The organism is Rahnella bonaserana (assembly GCF_019049675.1).
GTDB lineage: Bacteria > Pseudomonadota > Gammaproteobacteria > Enterobacterales > Enterobacteriaceae > Rahnella > Rahnella bonaserana.
Genome location: NZ_JAFMOW010000067.1, coordinates 419,923 through 444,225, shown reverse-complemented (window position 1 = coordinate 444,225; position 24,303 = coordinate 419,923). Strand labels below are relative to the sequence as shown.

The following is a 24,303-nucleotide window of genomic DNA, read 5'->3' as shown; positions in this document are numbered from 1 at the left end:
ATTAACAGCCCCATCGGGGCTGTTCTTTTCTCTTTAATGCTTATCTGGGTATCTCAAACTTCTTGCCTTTCACCACGATTTCATCAAATTGCAGATGATGCATAAATTCTCGCAAAATCAGCAAGGTGGCGGCGAAATCATTGCCGTCAGGGATCCCTTCGAAATGCGCAGGGCGGCCATTAATCACCAGCGCCAGCCGGTCGAAAGTGCGTTCCACGGCGTCGAGCGACAGCGTCATTATTTCGTTTTCCGCCTCACCGGCAATGCGGGCCAGCGCACGGATATCGTTGTCTGTGCTGAACAGTCTGGCGCCCGGTGGAATGTCATGCCGGATGCGGATCACTTCGTCTTCGACCACCATAATGGCGGTTTCCATTTCATCCGGCGTCGGCGGAGAATGGCGGAAATACCCGACGGATGTCAGCTGTGAGCCCAGTGTCAGCAGCAAATTCTTATCTTGGTTATCATCATTGCGGACGATAACCCGCGTTTCTTCGCTGCCGATATGCAGCAATACAGCAGGTGTGGTCATCGGCGTCTCCAGTCGTTAACGTTGTGACGTCATGCTTTCAGAGCAGAAAAACTATCATGTCAGATGCGGATCGCGTCGCGCAAATTCTTTCACCATCCAGTCGATAAACACCCGCACGCGCGGTGAAAGCTGGCGGTTACGCGGGTAAAGCAGGGAAACCGGTAACGAACCGGCCGGGAAATTTGCCAGGATTTGTACCAGATTTCCCTGTGCCAAATCCTCCAGCAGCCCGTAATGTGGCACCTGAATAATCCCCATTCCTCGCCGCGCCGCTTCCTTCATACTCTCCGCACCGTTGACCGAAAAACTGGTCGGCAGCTGGATTTCACGTCTTTTCCCCTGCACCTGAAACACCAGGGGCAACAGGCCGCCGGTGGCACTGGAACGAAAACCAATCATCCGGTGACCGGCGAGATCGTCCGGTGTTTCCGGTATGCCAGAACGTTGCAGATAGTCCGGGCTGGCGCAGGTAATTTCCGGCAGCGTACCGAGCGGTCGCGCCACCATATCGCTGTCTTTCAGTTCACCGGCGCGGATTACGCAATCTATCCCTTCACGAACCAGATCCACCAGCCGGTCGCCTTCGCTCATGTAAAACTCAATGTCGGGATATTGCGCCAGAAAATCCGGCAGGCCGGGCAGCAAAAAATGGCGCGCCATCGAACCGTGGACATCCACCCGCAATAACCCTTTCGGCTGCGCACCGGCAAAGGCCATTTCGGCATCTTCCACATCCGCCAGAATACGCAGACAGCGCTGATAATAAGCTTCGCCATCCAGCGTCGGGCTGACGTGACGGGTAGTGCGTTGTAAAAGCCGGATGTTGAGCCGCGTTTCCAGCTGCTTAATCGCGTCGGTCACCGTCGAGCGTTTCAGATTCAGCGCCTGCGCGGCCTGCGTAAAACTGCGCAATTCCACCACGCGGGTGAACAGCTGCATGCTGTCGAGTTTATCCATGATGATTGTTCGCTTTTTCCGGATAGTGATAACGAATATCAGGGAATTATCCGGCAGCGTCAATCGGCTACTCTTTCTTCAGCGACACCGAATCCGAATCACTGAACAAGGAAACTCCTCATGAATTCATCTGAACAGAAAGTCGCGCTGGTCACCGGCGCATCCCGTGGTATTGGCGCGGCGATCGCAGAACGTCTGGCGCGGGACGGGTTTACCGTGATCGTGAACTATTCACGCGGTGCGGCAGAAGCTGACGCGGTAGTCAGTAAAATCGAACAGGCGGGGGGAAAGGCCATCAGCGCGCAGGCAGATGTCAGCGATGCTGCGGCGGTCAGCCGGATGTTTGCCAGCGCGAAACAGGCATTGGGTGGTGTGGATGTACTGGTGAATAACGCGGGGATCATGACACTTTCCGCCATTGCCGACACCGGGGATGCCGCGTTCGATCGCCTTATCGACATCAACCTGAAAGGCACTTTTAACACGCTGCGCGAAGCGGCGAAACATCTGCATGACGGCGGGCGAATCATCAACTTCTCATCGACCGTGGTCGGTTTATATCAACCGACGTACGGCGTGTATGCCGCGACAAAAGCGGCTGTCGAAGCACTGAGCCGCGTGATGACCAAAGAAATGCGCGGCCGTCAGATAACCGTCAATACCGTTGCGCCCGGCCCGACAGCCACCGATTTATTCCTCAACGGCAAGTCGGATCAGCTGGTGGAAACCATCGCCAAAACGTCGCCGCTTGAGCGCCTCGGTCAGCCGGAAGACATCGCCTCCGTCGTCGCGTTCCTTGCCGGCCCTGACGGAGCCTGGATCAATGGTCAGACGCTGAAGGCGAATGGCGGGATTATTTAACTCACCCGATTAACGCAGAAAGATAAAAAGTCGGAATACAGCTCGCAAAAGCCCGTATCAGTCATACTGCGACGGGCTTTTGGTTGTATACTCTTTGTAGATACAACGGTGGAGAAATGAACATGCGCACTCGGGCCACATTACAGAAATGGGGTAACAGCATCGCCTTAAGGCTGTCAGGAAATTTGAAGTCAATTCCACAATTTGAGGAAGGCGATGTTGTTGATATCGAGATTTCGGAAGAAGGGCTGCAGATTCGGAAAGCCGATAAGCAAAAGGTCACGGAGGCCAGCCTGTTATCGGGGCTGAGCGCGTATAATGCTCATGCTGATGAATTGGCAGAACCGACTGACAAGGAGCTTGATTACTAATGTATTTACCGAAGCGCGGGGATATTTGCTGGCTGGATTTTGAGCCAACTAAAGGAAAGGAAATAGGCAAATATCGACCGGCGCTGATCCTGTCTCATGAAACCTATAATCAGGTTACCGGTCTGGTGATGTGTATGCCGGTGAGCAGCAGCATCCGCGGCGCACCGACCGAGGTGCCGGTCAACAATCTGAGCGCACCTTGCGTAGTTGCCACCACGTTGATCCATACGATGGACTGGCGTCACCGGCAGGCTAAGTTTATCGCTGTTGCTGAGGATGGCGTATTTAACGATGTGCTTGCCCGGATTATTCCGCTCATTGGCGGTGAGAGCTTACTGGCCTGAAGTTAATCTTCAGGCCAGGGATCACGCGTATTGCGCTTCACCGTTGCCGAAGGACCAGTTTTCTTTCGGCACTTCGACCAGGCTGATGAACACGTCTTCGAGGCGCAGTCCGGCTTTTTCGTGCAGTCCGTACGCCACGGCGTGATAGAACGCCTTTTTCATCTCGGTCGTGCGGCCGGAGTTGAGGGTTATCTGGATGACGATACAGTTCGGGCTGCGCTGGATATCCAGATAGTCCGGTGAAATCATCATTTCTGCCGGAGAGTGTTCGGATATAACAATAAACTTGTCGTTTTCCGGCACATTCAGCGTGGTGCGCATGGCGTCGTAGACCACATCGCCAACGGTTTTGCGGTAGGTTTCGGGTTTTCCTTCGACCATATCAATACGTACAAAAGGCATTTTATTCTCCTCATTATTTTCTGTAGGGCGCGCATCTTTGGGGATGCGGCCTTTCAGGTATGCAACACGAAGAGCCGGTGTGTCGAGCGATTTTTTGTACGCACCGGTAACCTGCCTTACGCTACAACGGTCTTCCTCCTGAACATCTCCAGCCAGGCCGGACGGCAGAACATCACCAGATTGCCCATCAGGATCAGCACCAGCCCGATAACCGCATTAGCGTGCCACTGATAACCTTCATAAAACGTGGAAACTGTCAGCGCGACCAGCGGGAACAGCAGGGTGCTGTAGGCTGCCTGACTGGCACCGATGCGCCCGACCAGCGTGAAGTAAATGCCGAAGGCCAGCACCGAGCCAAACACCGAAAGATAGACCAGCGAGCCGAGATATTGCGGCGTCAGGACGATGGCGAAAGAAGCACCCTGTATCAGACTCAGTGCGCCCATCACCGCGGTGCCGTAAAACATCGCGTAAGTATTGGTGGAAAGGACATCCAGGCCGTGGCGCTGATGGCGTGAGCTGATCATATTGCCGAGTGAGAATCCGTAGGTGCCGAGCAGGCTGAGGCCGATGCCTTTGAGCAGTTCCGGCGCGATATGTGCAGCGCTGAGATCATGCCAGAACAGCGTGATAATTCCCGCCAGCCCGAGAATTGACGCCGGAATAACTGCCGGTGCCAGTTTCTGGCGGAAAAACAGCATGCCGTTGAAAGCGTTAAACAGAACGGCCATCGAGAAAATCACCGATTCCAGCCCGCTGGTGATGTAAGCGGCCGCATGATAGAAGCAGTAAAAATTGAAGCAAAAAACGCAGCAACCCTGAACCATGCAAAACAGGTGATCTTTCAGCCCCAGGCGGCGCAACCGGCGTGTAGCCAGCAATGCCGCCAGCATGATCACCGCAGCCAGCAGGAAACGGTAGAAAATCGATACCGTTACAGGCACGTCTCCCTGTTGCAGGTAGATGGCAAACCAGGTGGTGCCCCAGATAATAATCACCAGAATATAAAGCAAAGCGTTCATGGGTTTCTCTCACTCAAAAAAGTAATGGCTGAGAGAAGTCTGCCGGAACCGCCGATTACAGGCTTTTAACGACTTGCGCTAAGTTGCATATTCTTGCGCATTTTTTTCGGCGGCGGGCAGCAAAATGTGGCTCTGCGGCGGTGAAAAACCGTAAACTGAACCTCTTCTTTCCTCCGCACGGACATGCCATGACTAAGGTTTATCAGGCTTTCGAAACGCTGCGTCAGCACAAAGCGGTTCTGCATGACTGTGTGGAGCTCGGTTCCGGCATTCAGCTGGCAGCGTGGTCGAACAAAAATGACATCGTGAATCAGGAAAGCGCCGATCATCACACGCTGAGCCTGTATGTTGCCGACGGCTATGAGTGTTATCACAAAACCCGTGCAGGGTGGCGCAACGGCGGCGGACCGGATCGCTTTTGTCTGATGCCGAAAGGCAGCATGTCGAGCTGGGACGTGCGCGACGATTTGTCATTTGTCCATCTGTATTGCACCGACGAACATCTGCGGCATCTGGTGGAACAAACCTGGGATCGCAGCCCGGCGGTAATCAATCTCGAAGAACGCACGTTCGAAGAAGATCCACAGATTACACTGTTGTATCGCCACTTTTTGCTCAGCAGTCAGTGGCAGGAAAACAGTAATCAGCTGATGCTGAGCAGCGCCGCCAATCTTCTGCTGGCGCATCTGGTCAAAAATTATACCCATCTGCAATGGGCAATGCCGACGGTGCGCGGCGGGCTGGCACCGCATATTCTCAATCGCGTGAAAGAGTATATTCACACCCATCTGGCGGAGCCTCTGTTGCTGCCTGAACTGGCCGCGCTGGCTGAACTCAGCGAATTCCATTTTGCCCGCATGTTTAAGCAAAGCATGGGCATGGCACCACATCAGTACGTGATGAACGCCCGGCTGATCCGCGCGGAAAATTTGCTGAAAACCAGTCAGATGGACATCACGGCTATCGCGCTCGAGTGCGGATTCAGTTCCACCAGTCATTTCAGTAACCGCTTTAAATCTGTCCGTGGCATGACGCCTTCAGCGCTGCGCGGCCGCATTATCGTCTGATTTTCATATCCCGTTAAAACCCCTCTTCCGGTCTGTCTGATTCCAGTGCTAATTTAATGGAAACTCATTTTATTCAGGGAAAACCATGCTGACCCAGGCACCCGTTATCGAAACCGAACGTCTGATTTTACGCGCCCATCATGTTGATGATTTTGAACATATTGCTGCGCAATGGGCCGACCCGGCGGTGGTGAAATATATCGGCGGCACACCGTCGGGTCGCGAAGCCAGCTGGAGCCGCCTGCTGCGTTATCCCGGCCACTGGCAGATGCTCGGTTTTGGTTACTGGATTGTGTTCGAAAAAACGGAGGGCGCCGAGGGCGCGTTTGTCGGCGAAATCGGTCTGGCAGATTATCAGCGCGACATCACGCCCTCGCTCAACGGTATGGCGGAAATGGGCTGGGTGGTTTCTCCGGCATTTCACGGCAAAGGTTATGCCTCGGAAGCTGCGCAGGTGGTGATCCGCTGGGCAGAAACAAATCTGGATCGTCAGCTATGCTGCATTATTGCGCCGGAGCATCAGGCTTCGATCCGTCTGGCGGAAAAATGTGGTTTTGTGACGAAAACCGATACCACTTATCACGGCTCAGCCACACGGATTTTTGTTCGTCCGTCGTGACCGGCCATTTGCATTCCACTTAACAGGGCAAATCATGCTGAAGATTCTGGGTAAATCACCGTCAATCAATGTGCGTAAAGTGTTGTGGACCTGCCACGAGCTGGGGCTGGATTACGAGCAGGAGCAGTTTGGTTCAGGTTTTCAGTCCACGCAGACAGCGGAATTTAAAGCGCTGAACCCGAATGCGATGGTGCCGGTGGTGCTCGACGGCGAGTTCGTGCTGTGGGAATCCAACGTGATTTGCCGGTATCTGGCGGCGCGGGAAGGGCGTGAGGATTTGCTGTCATCTGACCCGAAGCGTCGTGCGCTGACGGAACAGTGGATGGACTGGCAGGCCGGCGAGCTGAATAACGCCTGGCGATATGCATTTCCGGCGCTGGCGCGTAACAGTCCGCAACATCAGGATCCGGCGCTGATTGATGCCGGTGTCAGCGAGTGGAACCGTCATATGCAGATGCTGGAAGAACAACTGCAGCGCAGCGGCGATTACGTGCTGGGGGATAATTTTACGCTGGCAGATATTCCGCTCGGGCTGGCGGTGAACCGCTGGTCGATGACACCGATGCCACGCCCGGCGTTACCGGCAGTGACGGCGTATTACGACAGACTGAATCAGCGCGAAGGTTTTCGTCTGTATGGCCGAAACGGCCTCGTATAATCCCCGTCATCCTTCACACTGCTTCTGCGTTGGCTGCGTTGGCTGCGTTACTCGGCTCATCCGTGGACCTCGCTCCTGAAGGAGCCGCTGCAAGCAGCGTTCCAATCTGCTCCCTGCAGTTTGGTCATTCACCCCGGTCACTTACTCATGTAAGTGACCGGGGATTCATTCAGTTGCCGCCTTGATGCAACGAGAATGATTTAGGGGAGGTTAATATTTAACAGACACCGGTTTTATTTAAAATCCACCCGCATCAGTTCGCTGATAGATTGTCCGCGGGTAGAGGAAACACATTTATCAATATAACTTTTAAAAGCGGCAGGTTTAGGAATACCCATATTCAATAAGCGTGAGTTATCAAATTTAACGTTTAACTGGGCAAAGCCGCCGTAAAGTTTAATGGCGCGTAAAATGATTTTGTCATTACACGGGCCGAGCACATCTTTAAATTGCTTGCGGATGCCGGTAAAGTCCTGATAACTGATTTGCTCATATTCACTGATAATACGCGGCGCATTATTCGCTTTCGCCACAGACGTATCAATTTCATGGAAGGGGGTACACATCTCTTCGCCGGAAGAAATATGATAAAAGTTATGGCTGAGTTCAGTCGCCAGACATAATTTTGCCAGCACCATCGCGCAGTAATCTACCGGGATCACATCCACCTGATCGTCGAGCGTACAGGTAAATTTCTTCAGTTTTATCGCCATCATAAAGACCCAGAAAATGCTGCTCGAAGGCTGGCAACCGAACTGGGTATGACCGACGATAATCGACGGACGAGCGACGACAAACGGCAGTGACGGACATTCTTCCCGCACCAGATTTTCGATGGCGCGCTTGGACGCGGTATATTGCACCAGGTCTTCGTTCTGCTCGTTATCCGGCATACCTTCATAAAATACGCTGTCTTTATCAGGCATTGAGGCCATCGCCGTACCGACATGCACAAATCTTTGCAGCCCTTTAACCTGCGCCATGCGTTTGGCAAAGACCAGCGAGCCTTCAACATTCACACGCCACATGGCCGGGTTATTACCGAATGAAGCTATGGCGGCACAGTTAATGACATGCGTGACATTATCTAACCGCGAGTCCTGAATAAAACTTTCAGGGTCAGCTAAGTCACCGGTTAATATTGACTCTTCGCTCAGCGCAGAAAGTTGTTCATCACTGAGTTCAAATTTCTTTAAGTTATCGATAATTCTGGTGAGTCCCGTCGCATTATCGTCAGCCCTGACTAAAAGTAATAATTTATTTTGGGTGGTTAATTGCTGACGCAGAAAATATTCAACAACGGCTCCGCCAACAAAACCAGTGGCACCGGTAATTAATAGAGTGTTCATAATAGACAACCTGCAACGGGAAATTACCGGCACAGTACCACCTCCATTCTAAACGGAGCGTATACCGTTTCTTGCCCTTAATAAACGAAGACTAAACAGCACGAAAAGCTCAAGTCAGGGAAAAAGTTCCGGCGATATGAAAATATAATAACTGGCAGAGCTTATTTACAGAATGAAATGATTATCAGTCGTGAAATCATCATTTAAATCAAATACCCATCTGATGATGATCAGCGGGAAAACACCAGCAATGTCACACTTCTTTTTTGCGCAGAATGACAAGAACCTGTGCGCAGAAAGTATCCACTCCATCGCCACTACGTTAAACTGTACTCCTGAAGGCAGTAAGCGATAAGGATCAAGAAAGGATGACGCGAACGCGGTGTCTGGTGTGTAATGAAGGGAATATTGCGCAGGTCATTCCCTCATGCGCTGAAATAAGGTACAAGGCTGCATGAAAATCCCAAATAGAATCCAACCTCTGGTGGATGACGGCCTGATTGACGATGTGGTCCGTCGACTGAAAAGTGGCAAAGAGGCCGACGTGTACACCGTTTTATGCGGTGAAGAGATCCGTTGCGCCAAGGTTTATAAAGAAGCGACGCAGCGCAGCTTCAAACAGGCCGTACAGTATCAGGAAGGCCGTAAAGTCCGTAACAGCCGCAACGCGCGTGCGATGCAAAAGGGCACTAAGTTCGGACGTAAACAGCAGGAAGAATCCTGGCAGACGGCGGAAGTCGATGCGCTGTTCCGTCTGGCGAATGCCGGTGTGCGTGTTCCGCAGCCTTACATTTGTCTCGATGGTGTATTGCTGATGGAGCTTATCACCGACGCTGACGGTGTGGTCGCGCCACGCCTCAGTGATGTCATCCTGAGTGAAGAAGAAGCGGTGGCTGATTTTGAAACCATGATCCGTAATATCGTGCGCATGTTGTGTGCCGGTATCGTGCATGGCGATTTATCAGAGTTTAACGTGCTGATGGATGCTGACGGGCCGGTGATTATCGACCTGCCACAGGCCGTGGATGCCGCAGCCAATAACCATGCCGAATCGATGTTTGAGCGCGATGTGAATAACATGACCGAGTATTACGGTCAGTTCGCGCCGAAGTTGCTGGAAACGCGCTATGCCAAAGAGATCTGGGCATTGTACGAAGACGGCAAACTGACGCCGGAATCGCCGCTGACCGGCCTGTTTGCCGAAGATACGCATAAAGCGGATGTGGATTCCCTGCTGGATGAAATCATAGCCGCCGAAGATGAATACTATGATCGTCAGCGGGCAATGAAGGAAAGGGACCTCGATCACTGAGGTCTATTTTTTTCTTTTTTCTACTCCGGCATCACAGAATGCTTTCCGCAAAAACCGGCGTTCTGCAAAATATGCTGGCCGGTTTCTGAAAGAATAAATTCCGCCAGCGGTTTACCTTTTTCGGTGCAGGTGGCCAGCGCGTAGATAGCGCGGACATTATAATCGGCCGGAACGTTGAACACTTCCAGCTCGTCATTTTCCCGCAACAGCGTGGCATAACTGGTATAGCCGATAAACACATCGGCTTGCCCGCTGCAAATCAGCCATTCCGCTGCCAGTTTGCTTTCCGGCACTTTTGCTGAATTTTCACCGCCCACCAGCCGTAAGGCCTTATTGCGCAATGTTTCACCGGCGCCCGGATGGCGACGCTCAATATTTTCAAACATTTGCCAGGTATAGTCGCCGGAAGGATCACTTTTTGGCGTGGATGTCGCCAGCCGGAAACGCGAGTCGAGCAACACTTTCAGCCAGTTGAGCGTCTCCAGTTCCGGCACTTTACGCGCCGTCACACACAGGCTGTTGCCGCAAAAGTTGTCCACTGACAGCGCTTTACCATGCTGCTGTAGTGCCAGCGGGTGAGAAGTGTTGGCAGAAGCAAACAGATCGACTTTCTCACCCTGTTCGATGCGCTCACGTAAAAGCCCGGCAGGGCCGAATTCCGCATTGACTTTGGTGCCTGTTTTTTCCGTAAATGCTTCACACAACGGCTGCCATGCCCGGCGCAGGCTACCTGCGGCCAGCACTTTGATTGAATTTGTCATCAGGTCTCCTTGTCACATTGCCTCAACAATAAACGCCGGGGACGAGGTTATTTCCCCGCGCGCGCCGCGTCTGCCGCGGGTTTAAAATCCGTCCGGTAGAAGCGCTGGTAATAAGCGTCTGCCTGTTTTTGCATATCAATGTCTGCGAATTTTTGCGGATACAGTTTTTTCGCCATCCACAGTTCACCAAGCGCCAGTGCTTCGGGCATCGGGTAGCCCCAGGCTTTGGCATATTCAGGCATCAGATAAACCCGATGATTTTTAACGGCATCAATACTTTGCCATTGCGGATCACTGTTGATCTGCCCGACCACTTCCGGATATCTGTCCTGCACGAAGATCACCTGCGGATCCCAGGCTAACACCTGTTCCATCGCCACCTGTTTAAAGCCTTTCACGGTCGCGGCAGCCACGTTCATCGCGCCGGCATGTGACATCATCAGGCCGGTATATTTACCGGAACCGTAAGTGGTCAGGTCTGGATTTGCCATGTACGTGCGGATCCGTTTTTCAGGCGGAATACTTTTCAGACGATCGGCGGTCAGCTTGCGCTGTGAAAAAGTATAGTCGATCAATGCCTGAGCCTGTTTCTGGTGATTAACCACCTCGCCAATCAGCGCGATGCCTTTCTTCAGCCCTTCGGTGTACGCCTTATCTTCATCAGGCAGCACCGGATTCATTTTATGTTCTTCGCCTTTCGGATCGTCACGCAGTGAAATTGCCACCACCGCGATGCCGGTCTGGCTGATCTGGTCGATCATTTCCTGCGGCGCATAGTTGGTGATGAAAACCACCTGCGGATGCAGCGCGACCACGCTTTCCAGATTCACGCTGGTCAGGTCGCCCACTTCCGGCGTTTTTAATAATGCTGGCGCGAGGCGTGCATAACCGCTGCCCAGCTGTTTCTGCCAGTTATTCAGCACGCCCACAATGTCTTTGGTGGCATCGAGCTGAACCAGCAGATTCAGGGTCTGATGTTGCAGGACGACCACGCGATCCACGTTATCCGGGATCGTGACCTGACGGCCTAACTGGTCAGTTATCTGGCGTGAGGCCAGAGCGGAAGGGGAAGCAAAGCTCAGAGCCAGCCCGAGCAAAGCGAGCGAAGGTAAAAAGCGGGATGATAATGCGCGCACGAATAAATCCTCTGGTTTCGTTGTACAGAGGATTATATAGCGTTAAGGGGAAACTGAATATGACCGGTGACAACTGACCGGTGACAACTGACCGTTTATTTACGACCGTCGAGCAGCATACGCACCGCCAGCCCGCCCAGTACCGCACCCATAAACCAGCGCTGAAGCACCATCCACAACGGGCGTCCTGCGAGGAAAACGGCGATATAACCCGCAGAAAGGGCGATCAGCGCGTTTACCGTCGCACTGATCAGAATCTGCGAGCTGCCAAGAATCAGCGACTGCATCAGCACATGGCCCTGTTCCGGCACAATGAATTGCGGCAACAGTGTCAGATATAACACGGCGGCTTTCGGGTTCAGAAGGTTGGTCACCAGACCCATAGTGAACAGCTTTTTATTGCTGTCGCGCGGTAAATCTTTGACCTGAAACGGCGAGCGGCCACCGGGTTTCACCGCCTGCCACGCCATATACAGCAGATATGCTGCGCCACCGATGCGCAATGCGTCATAAGCGAACGGCACCGCCATCACCAGCGCGGTAATACCGAGCGCGGCAAAAAGCATATAAAACAGAAAGCCCAGCACCACGCCACCGAGCGAGATAAGACCGGCTCTTGGCCCCTGACACAATGAACGCGAAATCAGGTAGATCATGTTTGGACCGGGCGTTAACACCAGGCCAAGGCAAATCAGCAAAAACGGGATCCAGTGGGCGGCATCAGGCATGGCAATCTCCGGCGGAAAGCAGAAAAGTGAAGCACACAGATATAGAGTGTTTTGCGCTGTTTAAGCAAGCGTCAGGTTGTCATTTTTTATTCATCGATTCCGGTGCATTCTATGGAAATGACTTTTCTCCTTCAGACTGAATATTCAGGATTTATGATGACCAACACGACGATGTCCCCCCGTCTGGCGATGGCCAGTCAGATCGCGGCGCAGGCGGCTGAACTGGCGCTGGGCTTTTTTAACCGCCGGGACACCATTGAAGTCAGCAGCAAACGCACGCAGGATTTCGTCTCTGAGGCGGATGTGGCGGTCGAGCAGTTTATCCGTCGCCAGCTTGCAGAGCATTTTCCGTACGATGCCATCATCGGTGAGGAACTGGGCGGCGTGCTGACAGACGCGCCTTGCTGGGTGATCGACCCGATTGACGGTACCTCGAATTTCCTGCGCGGTTCGCCGCTATGGGGCGTGTCGCTCGGCCTGGTGGAGAACAAAAAGCCAGTGGCGGGCATTGTGGCGTTGCCGGTATTAAACGACCTGTTTGCCGCAGAATCCGGAAAGGGGATTTTCCTGAACGGAAAGCCATTCCGTCGCGATGATCGTTTTGGCGACGTGCAGATTGTATCGCTGGGTGACAGCTCGGACGACAAACTGGACGAAGCTTCGGCATTCTATCGGGGGCTTCGCGCCGCAGACTGGTCGGTGCATTGTTATCGCTGTACCACCATCGGCATGGTGTTTGCCGCCAAAGGCATTATCGACGGGCATCTGCAACGCCGCACGACGCTGTGGGACATTGCAGGCGGCGCAGTGCTTTGTCAGGAGGCCGGACTGCACACCCTGGTGAAATTCGCGAAAACGCCGGACGACACTGACAACTACCGGCATATGTCAGTAGCAGCCGGAACGCCGAATCTGATGTCTGACATCGCGCCGTTATGGCCGGATTATGACCCCCGGTAAACCTGAGTCGCCCGAAATATTGCATCGATTTTGCCCTCCCGCCCTGAGAGGGCAAAAAACGCAATGTGTGTTGCTGATCATCTTTTTAGCCCCGCGCATAACATGAAAAATTTGTCCAGTAACCATGGGGTTACATTTCGAAAGCCAGTGTTTAACAAAATGAAATATAGTTTCATTTTGCCATAAAGTTCCCTTTTTTCCGGCCGTTATGAGAGTTTCCTTTCACTGACTTTCTGATGTGTGCAGATGAAAAAATTCACCAATCTCTCCGTTCTTACCCGTTTACTCGGCGCTTTTGCGCTCGTGATGGCACTGATGCTTACCCTTGCCGCGATGTCTGCCTGGCTGCTCAACGGCAGTAATCAGCAGATCGAAAACTACCGGGCCTATCGTCTTCCCGGTGTGCAATATCCGCTGATTATGCGCGGCACACTGGCGGAATTACGCCTGCAGCAGGTGCAATACATTGCTTCGCCGCAAGGAGCGCCGCGCGACGGGCACCGGGTGGAAATTCAGCAAGCCATTAATACCTTCAAGACCGCCGAAAATGCGTATCAGAAGCTGAACAGCGGAGGCAGTAAATCCGACCTCTTTAAGCAAATCGTCAGGAATTTCGAACAGTTTTCGCTGGCAAATGATGAAGTTATTGCAGCAGTGGAACGCAACGATATTGCGCAGGCCACACAAATCAGCGGTGACAATTCACGTAAATACCGCACCCAACTGATGGCCGATCTGGCGAAGCTGGTCAGTGACGAACTTGCCAACAGCGAGAAGGCGGCCGCACAGACGCACAGCAGTTATCGAAATGCGAGCGTGATGTTTTTAGTGCTGGTCGCCGTGGCCTTTATTATTTCCCTGCTCATGGCGCTTTTGCTGGCACGAAATCTGATTGCACAGCTGGGCGGAGAACCGGCTTACGCGGCTTCGATTATGCATGAGATTTCGGCGGGTAATCTGGCAGCGAAAATTGCCCTTAAACCGGGAGATGAGAGCAGTTTGCTGGCTTCGCTGAATGGCATGAATGTGCAACTGAACAAAACCATTCATCAGATCATGCAGGGCAGCGAGTCGATAAATCACGCCGCCAGTGAAATTGAGCAGGGCAACGTGGATCTGTCGCAGCGCACGGAAGAGCAGGCGGCATCGCTGGTACAAACCAGTTCGAATATGCAGAACCTGACGGCGACCGTCAGCCAGAATGCTGAGAATGCGCGGCAGGCCAGCCAGCTGGCACACGAAACCTCGAAAACGGCCTCACAGGGCGGGGCGATTGTCAGCGGTATGCAGGCACATATGCGCGATGTTTCCGGCAGTTCCAGCGAAATCATTAATATTATCAGCGTCATCGAAGGCATCGCTTTTCAGACCAATTTACTGGCGCTCAATGCCGCCGTGGAAGCGGCACGCGCGGGGACGCAGGGTAAAGGTTTTGCGGTGGTGGCGAGTGAAGTCCGGGTGCTGGCTCAGAAAAGCGGGCAGGCGGCAAAAGAGATTAAAGATCTTATTCAGGACACGGTGAGTAAAATTTCCGAAGGTTCAGAGCAGGCCGATCGTGCCAGTAAAGCGATGAGCGAAATCGTGATTTCGGTGAATAAGGTGGCTGAGATTGTGAGTGAAATTTCGACCGCCAGTTCGGAGCAACACAGCGGGATCCATGAAGTGGGCATTGCGGTTGATCAGATGGATCAGGTGACGCAGCAAAATGCGGCGCTGGTTGAACAGGCTGCTGCTGCCGCGCAATCGCTGACGGAACAAAGCGTCGAATTGCGCAACGCTGTGCGGTTTTTCCGCACAGCGACCGCGTGAAGTCCGACGCCCTGGGTTAGTCAGGTTTATGATTGATGGAGAGCTGAGGTTCCCAGTCGGTATCGGGATGCTGGGCAATCTGTTGCGGCGTCATCGGACGACCCAGCAGATAGCCCTGCAACGTGTCGCAACCCAGCTGCGTCAGGAAATCCTGCTGCTGGGTGGTTTCCACGCCTTCGGCCACCACTTTCAGATTAAGGGTCTGGCCCAGAGCGATAATCGCCGAAACAATGCTGGCGTCTTCGCTGCCGGCAATCAGGTCATTAATAAAGGCCCCGTCGATTTTCAGCTCGCTGGCCGGCAGGCGCTTCAGATACAGCAGACTGGAATAACCGGTACCGAAATCGTCAATCGAGGCTTTCACACCGTATCGGGTCAGACGTTCGAGAATTTCTACACTGACGTCCGGATTACGCATTGCGGTGGTTTCTGTGACTTCAAGCGTCAGCATTTCCGGCGGGATCTGATGGCGTTCGATCGTCTCAATGACCATTTCGACCAGATTCGACTGCTCAAATTGCAGCGTGGACAGATTGACCGCCACCGTCCAGGTGGTGTGCCCTTCCAGATGCCATTCGCGCAGCTGGCGGCAGGCTTCATTCAGCACCCATTCGCCAATCGGGATGATCAGGCCGGTTTTCTCTGCCAGTGGCAGGAACACATCAGGACTGAGCGTTTTGCCGTCACGCTCCCAGCGCAGCAGCGCCTCGAAACCGCTGACCGGCCCGTAAGGGGCGATAAATTTTGGCTGATAGTGCAAACGTAGTTCATGGTGCTCGATAGCCAGACGCAAATCATTGAGCATCTGCAGCTGGTTTTGCGCGTTGGCATTCATTGAAGGCTGGAAGAAACTGTGCCCGTTGCGGCCTGAATTTTTGGTGTGATACATCGCTGCATCAGCATTGAGCATCAGCTCGCGCTCGTTTTCGCCATCGCCCGGATACACAGCGATGCCGACGCTGGCGGAAACCAGCAGTTCGTAGCGGGAGACGTAAAACGGACGGGCAATCAGATGCACCAGTTTATCGGCCAGCTGGGAAGCATCCGTTGGATCGGTGATTTCCACCAGCAGGACAAATTCATCACCGCCCAGACGTGCCAGCGTATCTGTCGCGCGCAGCTGGGATTTCAGCCGCTCAGTGACGGAAATTAACAGCTGATCGCCGATGTGATGACCAAACGCATCGTTAACGGCTTTGAATCCGTCGAGATCCAAAAACAGCACTGCAAACTGAGATTCTCCCCGCGAGGCTTTCTGAAACGCCTGACTGAGGCGATCTTCCAGTAAGAGACGGTTTGGCAAACGGGTGAGATTGTCATGCAGCGCCAGCTGAGTCAGTTCGCGATTAGCCTGCGCCAGCGACGAGGCCAGAATCGACGTGCGCGCCTGCATCCGGCCATCAAGAATAGAAATAATCAGGGTAATCGCCAGAATGGCCAGCGTCACCACAATCACCAGCAGCGCCAGCCAGTTGTTATCCACGCCGCTGAACGCCGCCATGCTGTGGCTGTCCATCGGGAATTGCGCCGCCGCCATGCCGATATAGTGCATACCGACAATTGCCGTGCCCATCACCACGGCGGCACTGATGCGCAACAGGCGCACATTCGGCGACTGCTGGCGCAGATGGAACGCCATCCACAGCGCCGCCCCGGAGGCGACAATAGCCACCACGACGGATAATGTGACCCAGCGGAAGTCATAAACAATCGGCGGCATCATCAGCATCGCTGACATTCCGGTGTAATGCATGGCCGCAATGCCGCCACCCATGAGTAATGCGCCCGCGAGTAAACGCAGGACAGGCAACTCTTGCAGGCACACCAGCCAGAGCGCAAACGCCGAGGAAATAATCGCAATCAGCATGGAAAGCAAGGTAATGACCGGGTCGTAACCCATTGGCATAGAGGAATTCAAGGCCAACATACCGATGAAATGCATGGACCAGATACCGATGCCCATTGCAATGGCGCCACCAATTAACCAAAGTCGGGAAGCCCTTCCCTCCGTGGTGGCAACCCGGCCAGCCATATCAAGCGCGGTATAAGAGGCAAGCATTGCAACAATGAACGAAAACATGACAAGCACATTGTTGTAATTACTGGAAAACATGTAAGGCTCCACAAACATAGAGTCGAAAGCGACGGGCTGATTTTTATCCGGCGATAATGGCATTAAGAATTATTAAAGGCGAATGAAGTTACGATAATTTTTTTCGTGTAATTAAGATTAATCCGTAAGTGATTTTAATCAAATAAAAAGATTTTCGCGTTATTAATCCTGATAAAAGAAAGGGTTTTTAAGCGAATGTGATACGGGCAGCGAAACCGTTGTCTATAGTTAACAAATAATTAAATACGACAGGGCAGAAAACATTCATGTTAACAGTTCATCATTTGGATAATTCCCGATCACAGCGAATCTTATGGATGCTCGAAGAACTGGGCGTACCTTACGAAATCAAACGTTATCAACGCGATAAAAAATCCATGCTGGCACCGGAGACGCTGAAAAAAGTGCATCCGCTGGGCAAGTCGCCGGTGCTGGAAGATAACGGCATGATCCTCGCGGAATCCGGCGCCATCATTGAGTATTTGCAGGAAGTGTACGATGAGGCCGGTGTGATGAAACCGACGGCGTTTGCCGAGCGGCAGCAGTACCGTTACTGGATGCATTACGCCGAAGGTTCGCTGATGCCGTTGCTGGTGATGAAACTGATTTTCAGCCGTCTGGGAAAACCGCCGATGCCGTGGCTGATCCGACCGGTGGCCGGGGCGATCGGGCAGGGCGTGCAGAAAAACTATCTGGATAAACAGATTTATACCCACATGGATTATCTGGAACAGCATCTGACCACGCATCCTTATTTCGCCGGTTATCAGTTCAGCGCTGCGGACATTCAGATGAGTTTCCCGGCAGAGGCCATAAATGCCCGTACAGGTCTGGATAAATACCCACATTTAAATGCATGGCTTTCAAATGTGACTGCCCGACCGGCTTATCAGCGTGCTCTGGAAACCGGTGGCCCTTTGAATATCCTGCGTTAATGGTTTTTAAGTCATCAGAAATTTATAGGGGAAGCGTTTTGGTTTTTTTCATCGCCGGAACGTATTCCCTTTTTATATTTCAGAGTGTTGAAAAGAGGGCGCATAACTGGCCGGAAATTTGCGCAATGAATGGCATCAGAAAATAAACCTTAATAAACGTCCTGTTATTTTTATTTCCTGTCTTTTTCTTCCCGGCATACCGTCTTCGTTCAGATTTATCTTCTCTGATTCCCTTCACGTGATGTCCGTGCGCAACCGTTACCGCACAGCAAACCGCCAGGCGGATACATTTCCACCACAATCGCGTTTTTATTGACCAGACAACGGTAAATTGTCGTCATTCGCAGTTGATGTGTGGTAATTAAAAACGAGATAATCGTTTGCGTTAATTTTTGTCCCGCCATACGCGATGCGAGTTAAACGTTTGCCTTGCCGTTCTGACGCCGTTTTCGGCGATTTCAGGCGACATATAAGGAAGTGAACGTGCTGAAACGGTTTCATAATGACCACGCCGGCTAATCAGTAGAGACATTCAGAGGATTTTCCATGTCGAGTCAACACACTCAGACGGGCAGCGCTGTTGCGCCAAAGGGCCCGTTTGATGCTTTTTTCAAAATCAGTGCGCGTGGCAGTAACGTCCGCCAGGAAGTGATCGCCGGCTTAACGACGTTTCTGGCGATGGTGTATTCGGTCATCGTTGTACCGTCAATGCTTGGCAAAGCGGGTTTCTCGCCAAGCGCCGTGTTTGTCGCGACCTGCCTGGTTGCCGGTTTCGGCTCCCTGCTGATGGGCCTGTGGGCTAATCTGCCGCTGGCCATTGGTTGCGCCATCTCTCTGACTGCCTTTACCGCCTTTAGTCTGGTGCTCGGCCAGCACATCAGCGTACCGGTTGCCCTTGGCGCGGTATTCCTGATGGGCGTATTGTTCACCATTATTTCGATGACCGGCATCCGGTCGTGGATTTTGCGCAACCTGCCGACCGGCGTTGCGCACGGAACCGGCATCGGTATCGGTCTGTTCCTGTTGCTGATCGCGGCCAACGGCGTGGGTCTGGTGGTGAAAAACCCGCTGGACGGTTTACCTGTCGCGCTCGGCGCCTTTACTTCTTTCCCGGTGATCATGACATTGCTCGGACTGGCGGTGATTTTCGGCCTTGAGAAACTGCGTGTGCCTGGCGGTATTTTGCTGGTGATTATCGCGATTTCCATTATTGGTCTGATTTTCGATCCTGCCGTGAAATATCAGGGTTTGTTCGCGATGCCTTCTCTGGCAGGGGCTGACGGCAAATCGGTGATTTTCGATCTCGACATCATGGGCGCCCTGAAAGCCGCGGTATTGCCAAGCGTGCTGGCGCTGGTGATGACGGCGGTATTTGATGCCACCGGCACCATCCGCGCAGTCGCCGGTCAGGCAAACTTGCTGGATGAAAACGGTCAGATCATCAGCGGCGGCAAAGCGCTGACCGCAGACTCCGTAAGCAGCATTTTCGCCTCACTGGTTGGCGCATCACCGGCAGCGGTTTACATCGAATCGGCAGCCGGTACGGCAGCGGGCGGCAAAACCGGCCTGACCGCGACGGTCGTCGGCGTGCTGTTCTTACTGATGTTGTTCCTGTCTCCGCTGTCTTATCTGGTACCGGCTTACGCCACCGCACCGGCGCTGATGTACGTGGGTCTGCTGATGCTCAGCAACGTGACCAAACTGGATTTCAGCGATTTCGTCGATGCGATGTCCGGATTGCTGTGCGCGGTGTTCATCGTGCTGACCTGTAACATCGTGACCGGCATCATGCTCGGTTTCAGCTCGCTGGTGATTGGCCGTATTTTCTCCGGCGAATGGCGGAAACTAAACGTCGGCACGGTGGTGATCGCCGTGGCGCTGGTGGTATTTTATGCGGGTGGATGGGCGATTTGATGCCGGCTGCATTTCTCCCTCCCCTGCGAAGGGGAGGAGCAAGAAAAACCCTTCATTCCGGCTCCGGAGAAAGGTGAGAAGCAAGCACCTCTCTGATGTAACCGCACGCACTGATTTAAATCACATCCCCTTTTGATCTACTATTCCTTAGTTCGCTCCGGACTCACTCACCTGCGTCTGGCTGAAATTCATAAAAACAAGAGTCTAAGGAAAGCATGGAAATATTCTTTACCATTCTGATTTTGATTCTGGTGGTGTCGCTCTCCGGTGTCGTCACCAGAATGTTGCCGTTTCAGGTTCCTCTTCCATTAATGCAGATTGCCGTCGGTGCTTTGCTGGCGTGGCCCAATTTTGGCCTGCACGTGGACTTCGATCCGGAACTGTTTCTCGTTCTGTTCATCCCGCCATTGCTGTTTGCCGATGGCTGGAAAACGCCGACCCGTGAATTCCTCCACCACGGGCGCGAAATTCTCGGGCTGGCGCTGGTGCTGGTATTACTCACCGTCGTCGGTATCGGTTATCTGATTTATATGATGGTGCCGGATATTCCGCTGGTGGCTGCGTTCGCGCTGGCTGCGGTGCTTTCACCGACCGATGCCGTGGCATTAGGCGGGATTGTCGGCAAAGGCCGTATTCCGAAGTCGATCATGAGCGTGCTTGAAGGTGAAGCGCTGATGAATGACGCGTCCGGTCTGGTGTCACTAAAATTCGCTATCGCTGTGGCGATGGGCACGATGATCTTTACCGTCGGGGGTGCCAGCGTTGAGTTCCTGAAAGTGGCGATTGGCGGCCTGATGGCGGGTGTGGCGGTGACGTGGTTGTACAGTAAATCGCTGCGCATCATGAGCCGCTGGAGCGGTGATGATCCGGCGACGCAAATCGTCTTCCTGTTGCTGCTGCCGTTTGCCTCTTATCTGATTGCTGAACACATTGGCGTGTCGGGCATTCTGGCCGCCGTCGCTGCCGGTATGACCATCAGCCAGTCCGGCATTATCCGTAACGCACCGCTGGCGATGCGCCTGCGTGCGAACAGCGTCTGGGCGATGCTTGAGTTTGTGTTCAACGGCATGGTGTTCATCATGCTGGGCCTGCAATTGCCGGGCATCCTTGAGAACTCAATCGATCAGGCAACGCACGACCCATCTATCGTGACGTGGCATCTGTTTGCTGACGTCGGGATTATCTACTTTGCGCTGCTGATCCTGCGTTTTGTCTGGCTGTGGGTGATGAAAAATTTCAGCAACCGTTTCCTGAAAAAGAAACCCCTGCTGTTTGGCAGCTACAGTACGCGTGAGTTGTGGGTAGCGTCTTTTGCCGGTGTGCGCGGGGCGATTACGCTGGCCGGTGTGCTGTCGATTCCGTTATTCCTCGCAGATGGCTCGGCCTTCCCGTCACGCTATCAGCTGGTGTTCCTGGCGACCGGTGTCATTCTGTTCTCGCTGATTGCAGGTGTAATTGCCTTGCCGTTCCTGCTCAAAGGCGTGGTGGTAGCCGATGGTACCGCTTATCGTGAAGAAGAACGGATGGCGAAATCTATCGCGGCAGAAGTGGCGATAGAAAGCCTGCATAAGATGGAAGAGCGTCTGGCGGCAGATACCGAAGAAAACATCGATGAGCAGACGCTGAAGGAAATCAGCTCACGGGTTATCGGGACTCTGCGACGACGCACGGCCAACCGCGATGATATGGAAACCGCGCTGAAGCTGGAAAACCTCGAGCGCCGCTTCCGTCTGACCGCACTGCGCGCTGAACGTGGCGAGCTGTATCACCTGCGCGCCACGCAGAAAATCAGTAATGAGACGCTGCAAAAACTGCTGCATGATCTCGATTTACTTGAAGCGCTTCTTGTAGAAAAAGAGGTGTAGCTTCTGCCTGAAATAAAAAACCGCGTGCGCTGCAACGTTCACGCGGTTTTTTTATCAACCGTCACTTCCCGCCACTTCCCGCTATTTCCAGTAATCCCTGCAAAGCGCGATCCACGCCTGGGCGCTGTGTGAAAGATAACTGCCCTGATGCCAGATAAGGCCCAGTTGCCACGGCATCAGCGGATCCAGCGGCAGCCACATCAGCGCATTTTTATCCAGCCGCTGACAGATAGGCTCCGGCAAAATCGCTACGCCCATGCCGGTTTGTACCATCGCGGCTAAGAAATCCCACTGACCGCTGCGTGCGGCAATTTTTGGCGTGAAACCGTGGGTGGAAAACGCATCCATCAGCTGGCGATACAACGCAAAATCTTCGTTATAAATCAGAATACTTTCATCAGCCAGATCACTGAACCCGATGCGCGTGCGGTTCAGCCAGTGCGGCGTACGGGGCACCACAACGCACATCGGATGACTGAACAGCAGCAGCGAGGCGATGGAAGGCACGGCGTCGGCAGGCAGGGCGGTGATCGCCAGATCCAGTTCGCCGGAGATCACCGCCTGTTGCACAGTCAGCCCGCCAAATTCGGAAATAATCAGTTCGATGCCCGGATATTGCTGGCGGAAACTGCTAATGAGCGGCGCGATTTGTGTGCCAACCATCGGCGGAATACCCAGCCGCAGGTGGCCGGATTTAAGCGAGTTGATATCTTCGAGTTCGGCTTCCAGCTGGCGGAATTCTTCAAGGATATTCAGCCCGCGCTGATACAGCGCCTGACCGCTGTCAGTCAGCCGCAAACGGCGCCCTTCACGGACGATCAGCGTGCATTCCAGTTCTTCTTCCAGATGACGCAGCATTTTGCTGATCGTCGGTTGCGTGACGAACAGCTTTTCCGCCGCGCGGGTAAAACTCTGCTGGCGAACCACTTCGACAAAATAGCGTAAGGTACGGACGTCCATGGGCTGATATTTCCCCGGTCAGATCGGCGAGTAACAAAGTATTCCAAACTGGAATCATTTTTATGATTTTAATTCATTTCTTTACCGGTTTCCTGCCAGCGTATACTTCATTTTCACTCTTTTCCCTCTTTCGAGGTCGTCCCCATGTTGCTGGCGTTGCGCACTAAAGCGCCGTCCCTGCTGACCCGCTGTCAGATCCCCGTTCAGGTGGTACTGTACGCGGTGTTATTCGTTATCGCCGATCGTCTGGTCACCGCATTACATCTGCCGTTACCTGCCAACATTGTCGGTATGCTGATGCTTTTGCTGCTGATCATGTTCCGTATTCTGCCGGTGAAATGGGTGAAAGCCGGATCCCGCTGGCTGCTGGCGGAGATGCTGCTGTTCTTCGTGCCTGCCGTGGTAGCGGTGGTCAATTACGCTCAGTTACTGATGATTGAGGGCTGGAAAATCTTTCTGGTGATTGGTGTCAGTACCGTGCTGACGCTCGGTGCGACGGCGGTGGTGGTCGATAAAGTTTACCGTCTGGAACAACGTCTGGCGGTAAGGAAGGCGAACCGTGACTGATTTACTCATCAGTATTTTGTGTTTTGTCATCACGCTCGGGCTGTATTACGCCAACAAGAAACTTTACCGTCAGAAACGCACGCTGCTGCTGATGCCGCTGGTGTTCACACCGATTGTACTGGTTGTCTTACTGGTGGTGACGCACACCTCGTATCAGGATTACATCGGCGAAACGCACTGGCTGTTATGGCTGCTCGGCCCGTCAACCATCGCGTTTGCGGTGCCCGTTTACGAGAATATGGCGGTGATCCGCCGTCACTGGATGTCGCTGAGTGCGGGCGTACTGACGGCGATTGTAGTTGCTGTCTGCAGCTCAGTCTGGCTGGCGCGGATGCTGACGTTGCCCGAAGAAATCCAGCGCAGTCTGGCAGTGCGCTCCATCACCACGCCGTTCGCGCTGGCAGCCGCGAAGCAAATGGGTGGTCAGCCGGATCTGGTGGCGCTGTTTGTGGTGATCACCGGCGTATTCGGCATGGCGGTCGGCGATATGCTGTTTCTGCGTCTGGCAGTGAAAAGCGGCCTGGCGAAAGGCGCCGGGTTTGGTGCGGCGTCACACGGTGCAGGGACTGCGAGAGCTTATGAACTGGGCGCGGAAGAAGGCGTGGTATCGAGTCTGGTAATGATGCTGGCGGGAGTGGTCACCGTGGTGATTGCGCCGGTGATCGGAGGGCTGATGTGGTGATGATCTTTTGAAAAAGATCTGAAACTTTAAGTTCAAATTCAAGGTCGTGGGCGTCGGCCCACACCGACCAGAGACCCGGTAACGCGCGGGCCTCTGGACTCCGCGCTTTTTTTACTGCGTGCTCCGCTCGCTGGCTATGTTTCAGGTGCCGCAGCGATAGCCGCAAAATTCCGCCGCTGCGCGGTGCCCTCCGTTCGGGTTACAACCCGCGCAAAAAGACGCGCGGTTTTCCACCTCTTCTCCGGCGGTATTTTGGAACCGGCCTCAACGTTAACTTCACAACCTCACTGATTTTTATATGAAGAACCGATTGGTTTTGAATTTAAGATCGTGCGGGCGATTCAGAAAGCTTGCTGCGCGAGAGGTTCGAGACGCAGGG

24 protein-coding genes are annotated in these 24,303 nt (G+C 53.4%); 14 read left to right on the top strand and 10 right to left on the bottom strand.

What is annotated here, in order from left to right; translation table 11 throughout:
• Window positions 1-40: 40 nt before the first annotated feature.
• Complete coding sequence (locus J1778_RS21490) at window positions 41-532, bottom strand: hypothetical protein (protein ID WP_217174882.1); 492 nt, start codon at window positions 530-532, stop codon at window positions 41-43.
• A gap of 54 nt (window positions 533-586) precedes the next feature.
• Window positions 587-1,489, bottom strand: coding sequence for a LysR family transcriptional regulator (locus tag J1778_RS21485; RefSeq protein ID WP_217174881.1), 903 nt, complete (start codon window positions 1,487-1,489; stop codon window positions 587-589).
• A gap of 120 nt (window positions 1,490-1,609) precedes the next feature.
• Here J1778_RS21485 and J1778_RS21480 point away from each other — a divergent pair, with 120 nt between their 5' ends.
• From J1778_RS21480 to J1778_RS21470, 3 genes are all read left to right on the top strand, one after another.
• Window positions 1,610-2,350 (top strand): SDR family oxidoreductase, encoded by a 741-nt coding sequence (locus J1778_RS21480; protein WP_217174880.1) that lies wholly within the window; start codon window positions 1,610-1,612, stop codon window positions 2,348-2,350.
• A 116-nt stretch (window positions 2,351-2,466) separates the two neighbouring features.
• Window positions 2,467-2,721, top strand: coding sequence for an AbrB/MazE/SpoVT family DNA-binding domain-containing protein (locus J1778_RS21475; protein ID WP_232829799.1), 255 nt, complete (start codon window positions 2,467-2,469; stop codon window positions 2,719-2,721).
• Window positions 2,721-3,065 carry a type II toxin-antitoxin system PemK/MazF family toxin gene (locus J1778_RS21470; protein ID WP_217174879.1) on the top strand — a complete coding sequence of 115 codons (345 nt, stop codon included), beginning with the start codon at window positions 2,721-2,723 and terminating at the stop codon, window positions 3,063-3,065. The genes J1778_RS21475 and J1778_RS21470 overlap by 1 nt, the downstream gene beginning before the upstream one ends.
• Window positions 3,066-3,086: 21 nt before the next feature.
• On the opposite strand, the gene J1778_RS21465 is transcribed toward J1778_RS21470, so the two are convergent.
• Window positions 3,087-3,467 (bottom strand): tautomerase family protein, encoded by a 381-nt coding sequence (locus J1778_RS21465; protein ID WP_217174878.1) that lies wholly within the window; start codon window positions 3,465-3,467, stop codon window positions 3,087-3,089.
• A 116-nt stretch (window positions 3,468-3,583) separates the two neighbouring features.
• A complete protein-coding gene (locus J1778_RS21460) occupies window positions 3,584-4,489 on the bottom strand; it encodes a DMT family transporter (protein ID WP_217174877.1) in 906 nt (301 codons plus the stop codon).
• A gap of 188 nt (window positions 4,490-4,677) precedes the next feature.
• On the opposite strand from J1778_RS21460, the gene J1778_RS21455 reads away from it, so the two are divergent.
• The 3 genes from J1778_RS21455 (at window position 4,678) to J1778_RS21445 (ending at window position 6,833) form a co-directional block, all read left to right on the top strand.
• Complete coding sequence (locus tag J1778_RS21455) at window positions 4,678-5,556, top strand: AraC family transcriptional regulator (protein ID WP_217174876.1); 879 nt, start codon at window positions 4,678-4,680, stop codon at window positions 5,554-5,556.
• An 85-nt stretch (window positions 5,557-5,641) separates the two neighbouring features.
• On the top strand, window positions 5,642-6,175 hold the full coding sequence (locus tag J1778_RS21450) for a GNAT family N-acetyltransferase (RefSeq protein WP_217174875.1): 534 nt from the start codon (window positions 5,642-5,644) through the stop codon (window positions 6,173-6,175).
• Between the two features lie 34 nt (window positions 6,176-6,209).
• Window positions 6,210-6,833, top strand: coding sequence for a glutathione S-transferase family protein (locus tag J1778_RS21445; RefSeq protein ID WP_217174874.1), 624 nt, complete (start codon window positions 6,210-6,212; stop codon window positions 6,831-6,833).
• A gap of 233 nt (window positions 6,834-7,066) precedes the next feature.
• Here J1778_RS21445 and J1778_RS21440 read toward each other — a convergent pair whose 3' ends face one another.
• The gene (locus J1778_RS21440; RefSeq protein WP_217174873.1) at window positions 7,067-8,182 is read right to left on the bottom strand and encodes an SDR family oxidoreductase; all 1,116 of its coding nucleotides are present in this window, start codon (window positions 8,180-8,182) and stop codon (window positions 7,067-7,069) included.
• Window positions 8,183-8,636: 454 nt separating this feature from the next.
• On the opposite strand from J1778_RS21440, the gene J1778_RS21435 reads away from it, so the two are divergent.
• Window positions 8,637-9,494: a PA4780 family RIO1-like protein kinase gene (locus tag J1778_RS21435; protein WP_112287042.1), complete on the top strand. Its 858-nt coding sequence runs from the start codon at window positions 8,637-8,639 to the stop codon at window positions 9,492-9,494.
• Between the two features lie 20 nt (window positions 9,495-9,514).
• Here J1778_RS21435 and modA read toward each other — a convergent pair whose 3' ends face one another.
• The 3 genes from modA to J1778_RS21420 form a co-directional block, all read right to left on the bottom strand.
• Window positions 9,515-10,255 (bottom strand): molybdate ABC transporter substrate-binding protein, encoded by a 741-nt coding sequence (gene modA / locus J1778_RS21430; protein ID WP_217174872.1) that lies wholly within the window; start codon window positions 10,253-10,255, stop codon window positions 9,515-9,517.
• Between the two features lie 47 nt (window positions 10,256-10,302).
• Entirely contained in the window at window positions 10,303-11,391 is a 1,089-nt protein-coding gene (locus tag J1778_RS21425; RefSeq protein WP_217174871.1) for an ABC transporter substrate-binding protein, read from the bottom strand.
• Window positions 11,392-11,486: 95 nt separating this feature from the next.
• Window positions 11,487-12,119, bottom strand: coding sequence for a LysE family translocator (locus J1778_RS21420; RefSeq protein WP_217174870.1), 633 nt, complete (start codon window positions 12,117-12,119; stop codon window positions 11,487-11,489).
• Window positions 12,120-12,275: 156 nt separating this feature from the next.
• Here J1778_RS21420 and J1778_RS21415 point away from each other — a divergent pair, with 156 nt between their 5' ends.
• Window positions 12,276-13,079, top strand: a complete 804-nt coding sequence (locus tag J1778_RS21415; RefSeq protein WP_217174869.1) for an inositol monophosphatase family protein — start codon at window positions 12,276-12,278, stop codon at window positions 13,077-13,079.
• 246 nt (window positions 13,080-13,325) lie between these two features.
• Window positions 13,326-14,888, top strand: coding sequence for a methyl-accepting chemotaxis protein (locus J1778_RS21410; RefSeq protein WP_217174868.1), 1,563 nt, complete (start codon window positions 13,326-13,328; stop codon window positions 14,886-14,888).
• A gap of 16 nt (window positions 14,889-14,904) precedes the next feature.
• Here the strand turns inward: J1778_RS21410 and J1778_RS21405 are convergent, their stop codons facing one another.
• Window positions 14,905-17,001 carry a putative bifunctional diguanylate cyclase/phosphodiesterase gene (locus J1778_RS21405; protein WP_217174867.1) on the bottom strand — a complete coding sequence of 699 codons (2,097 nt, stop codon included), beginning with the start codon at window positions 16,999-17,001 and terminating at the stop codon, window positions 14,905-14,907.
• A 266-nt stretch (window positions 17,002-17,267) separates the two neighbouring features.
• Here J1778_RS21405 and J1778_RS21400 point away from each other — a divergent pair, with 266 nt between their 5' ends.
• The 3 genes from J1778_RS21400 to J1778_RS21390 all read left to right on the top strand — a co-directional run bounded on the left by J1778_RS21400 (window position 17,268) and on the right by J1778_RS21390 (window position 21,715).
• Window positions 17,268-17,936: a glutathione S-transferase family protein gene (locus J1778_RS21400; protein WP_217174866.1), complete on the top strand. Its 669-nt coding sequence runs from the start codon at window positions 17,268-17,270 to the stop codon at window positions 17,934-17,936.
• 546 nt (window positions 17,937-18,482) lie between these two features.
• Window positions 18,483-19,850, top strand: coding sequence for an NCS2 family permease (locus tag J1778_RS21395; protein ID WP_217174865.1), 1,368 nt, complete (start codon window positions 18,483-18,485; stop codon window positions 19,848-19,850).
• A gap of 215 nt (window positions 19,851-20,065) precedes the next feature.
• The gene (locus J1778_RS21390) at window positions 20,066-21,715 is read left to right on the top strand and encodes a Na+/H+ antiporter (RefSeq protein WP_113876704.1); all 1,650 of its coding nucleotides are present in this window, start codon (window positions 20,066-20,068) and stop codon (window positions 21,713-21,715) included.
• An 81-nt stretch (window positions 21,716-21,796) separates the two neighbouring features.
• On the opposite strand, the gene J1778_RS21385 is transcribed toward J1778_RS21390, so the two are convergent.
• A complete protein-coding gene (locus tag J1778_RS21385; protein WP_217174864.1) occupies window positions 21,797-22,675 on the bottom strand; it encodes a LysR family transcriptional regulator in 879 nt (292 codons plus the stop codon).
• Between the two features lie 144 nt (window positions 22,676-22,819).
• On the opposite strand from J1778_RS21385, the gene J1778_RS21380 reads away from it, so the two are divergent.
• Both J1778_RS21380 and J1778_RS21375 read left to right on the top strand, forming a co-directional pair.
• Window positions 22,820-23,242 (top strand): CidA/LrgA family protein, encoded by a 423-nt coding sequence (locus J1778_RS21380; RefSeq protein WP_217174863.1) that lies wholly within the window; start codon window positions 22,820-22,822, stop codon window positions 23,240-23,242.
• Window positions 23,235-23,924 (top strand): LrgB family protein, encoded by a 690-nt coding sequence (locus tag J1778_RS21375; protein ID WP_217174862.1) that lies wholly within the window; start codon window positions 23,235-23,237, stop codon window positions 23,922-23,924. Before J1778_RS21380 ends, J1778_RS21375 begins: the two co-directional genes overlap by 8 nt.
• Window positions 23,925-24,303: the final 379 nt, after the last annotated feature.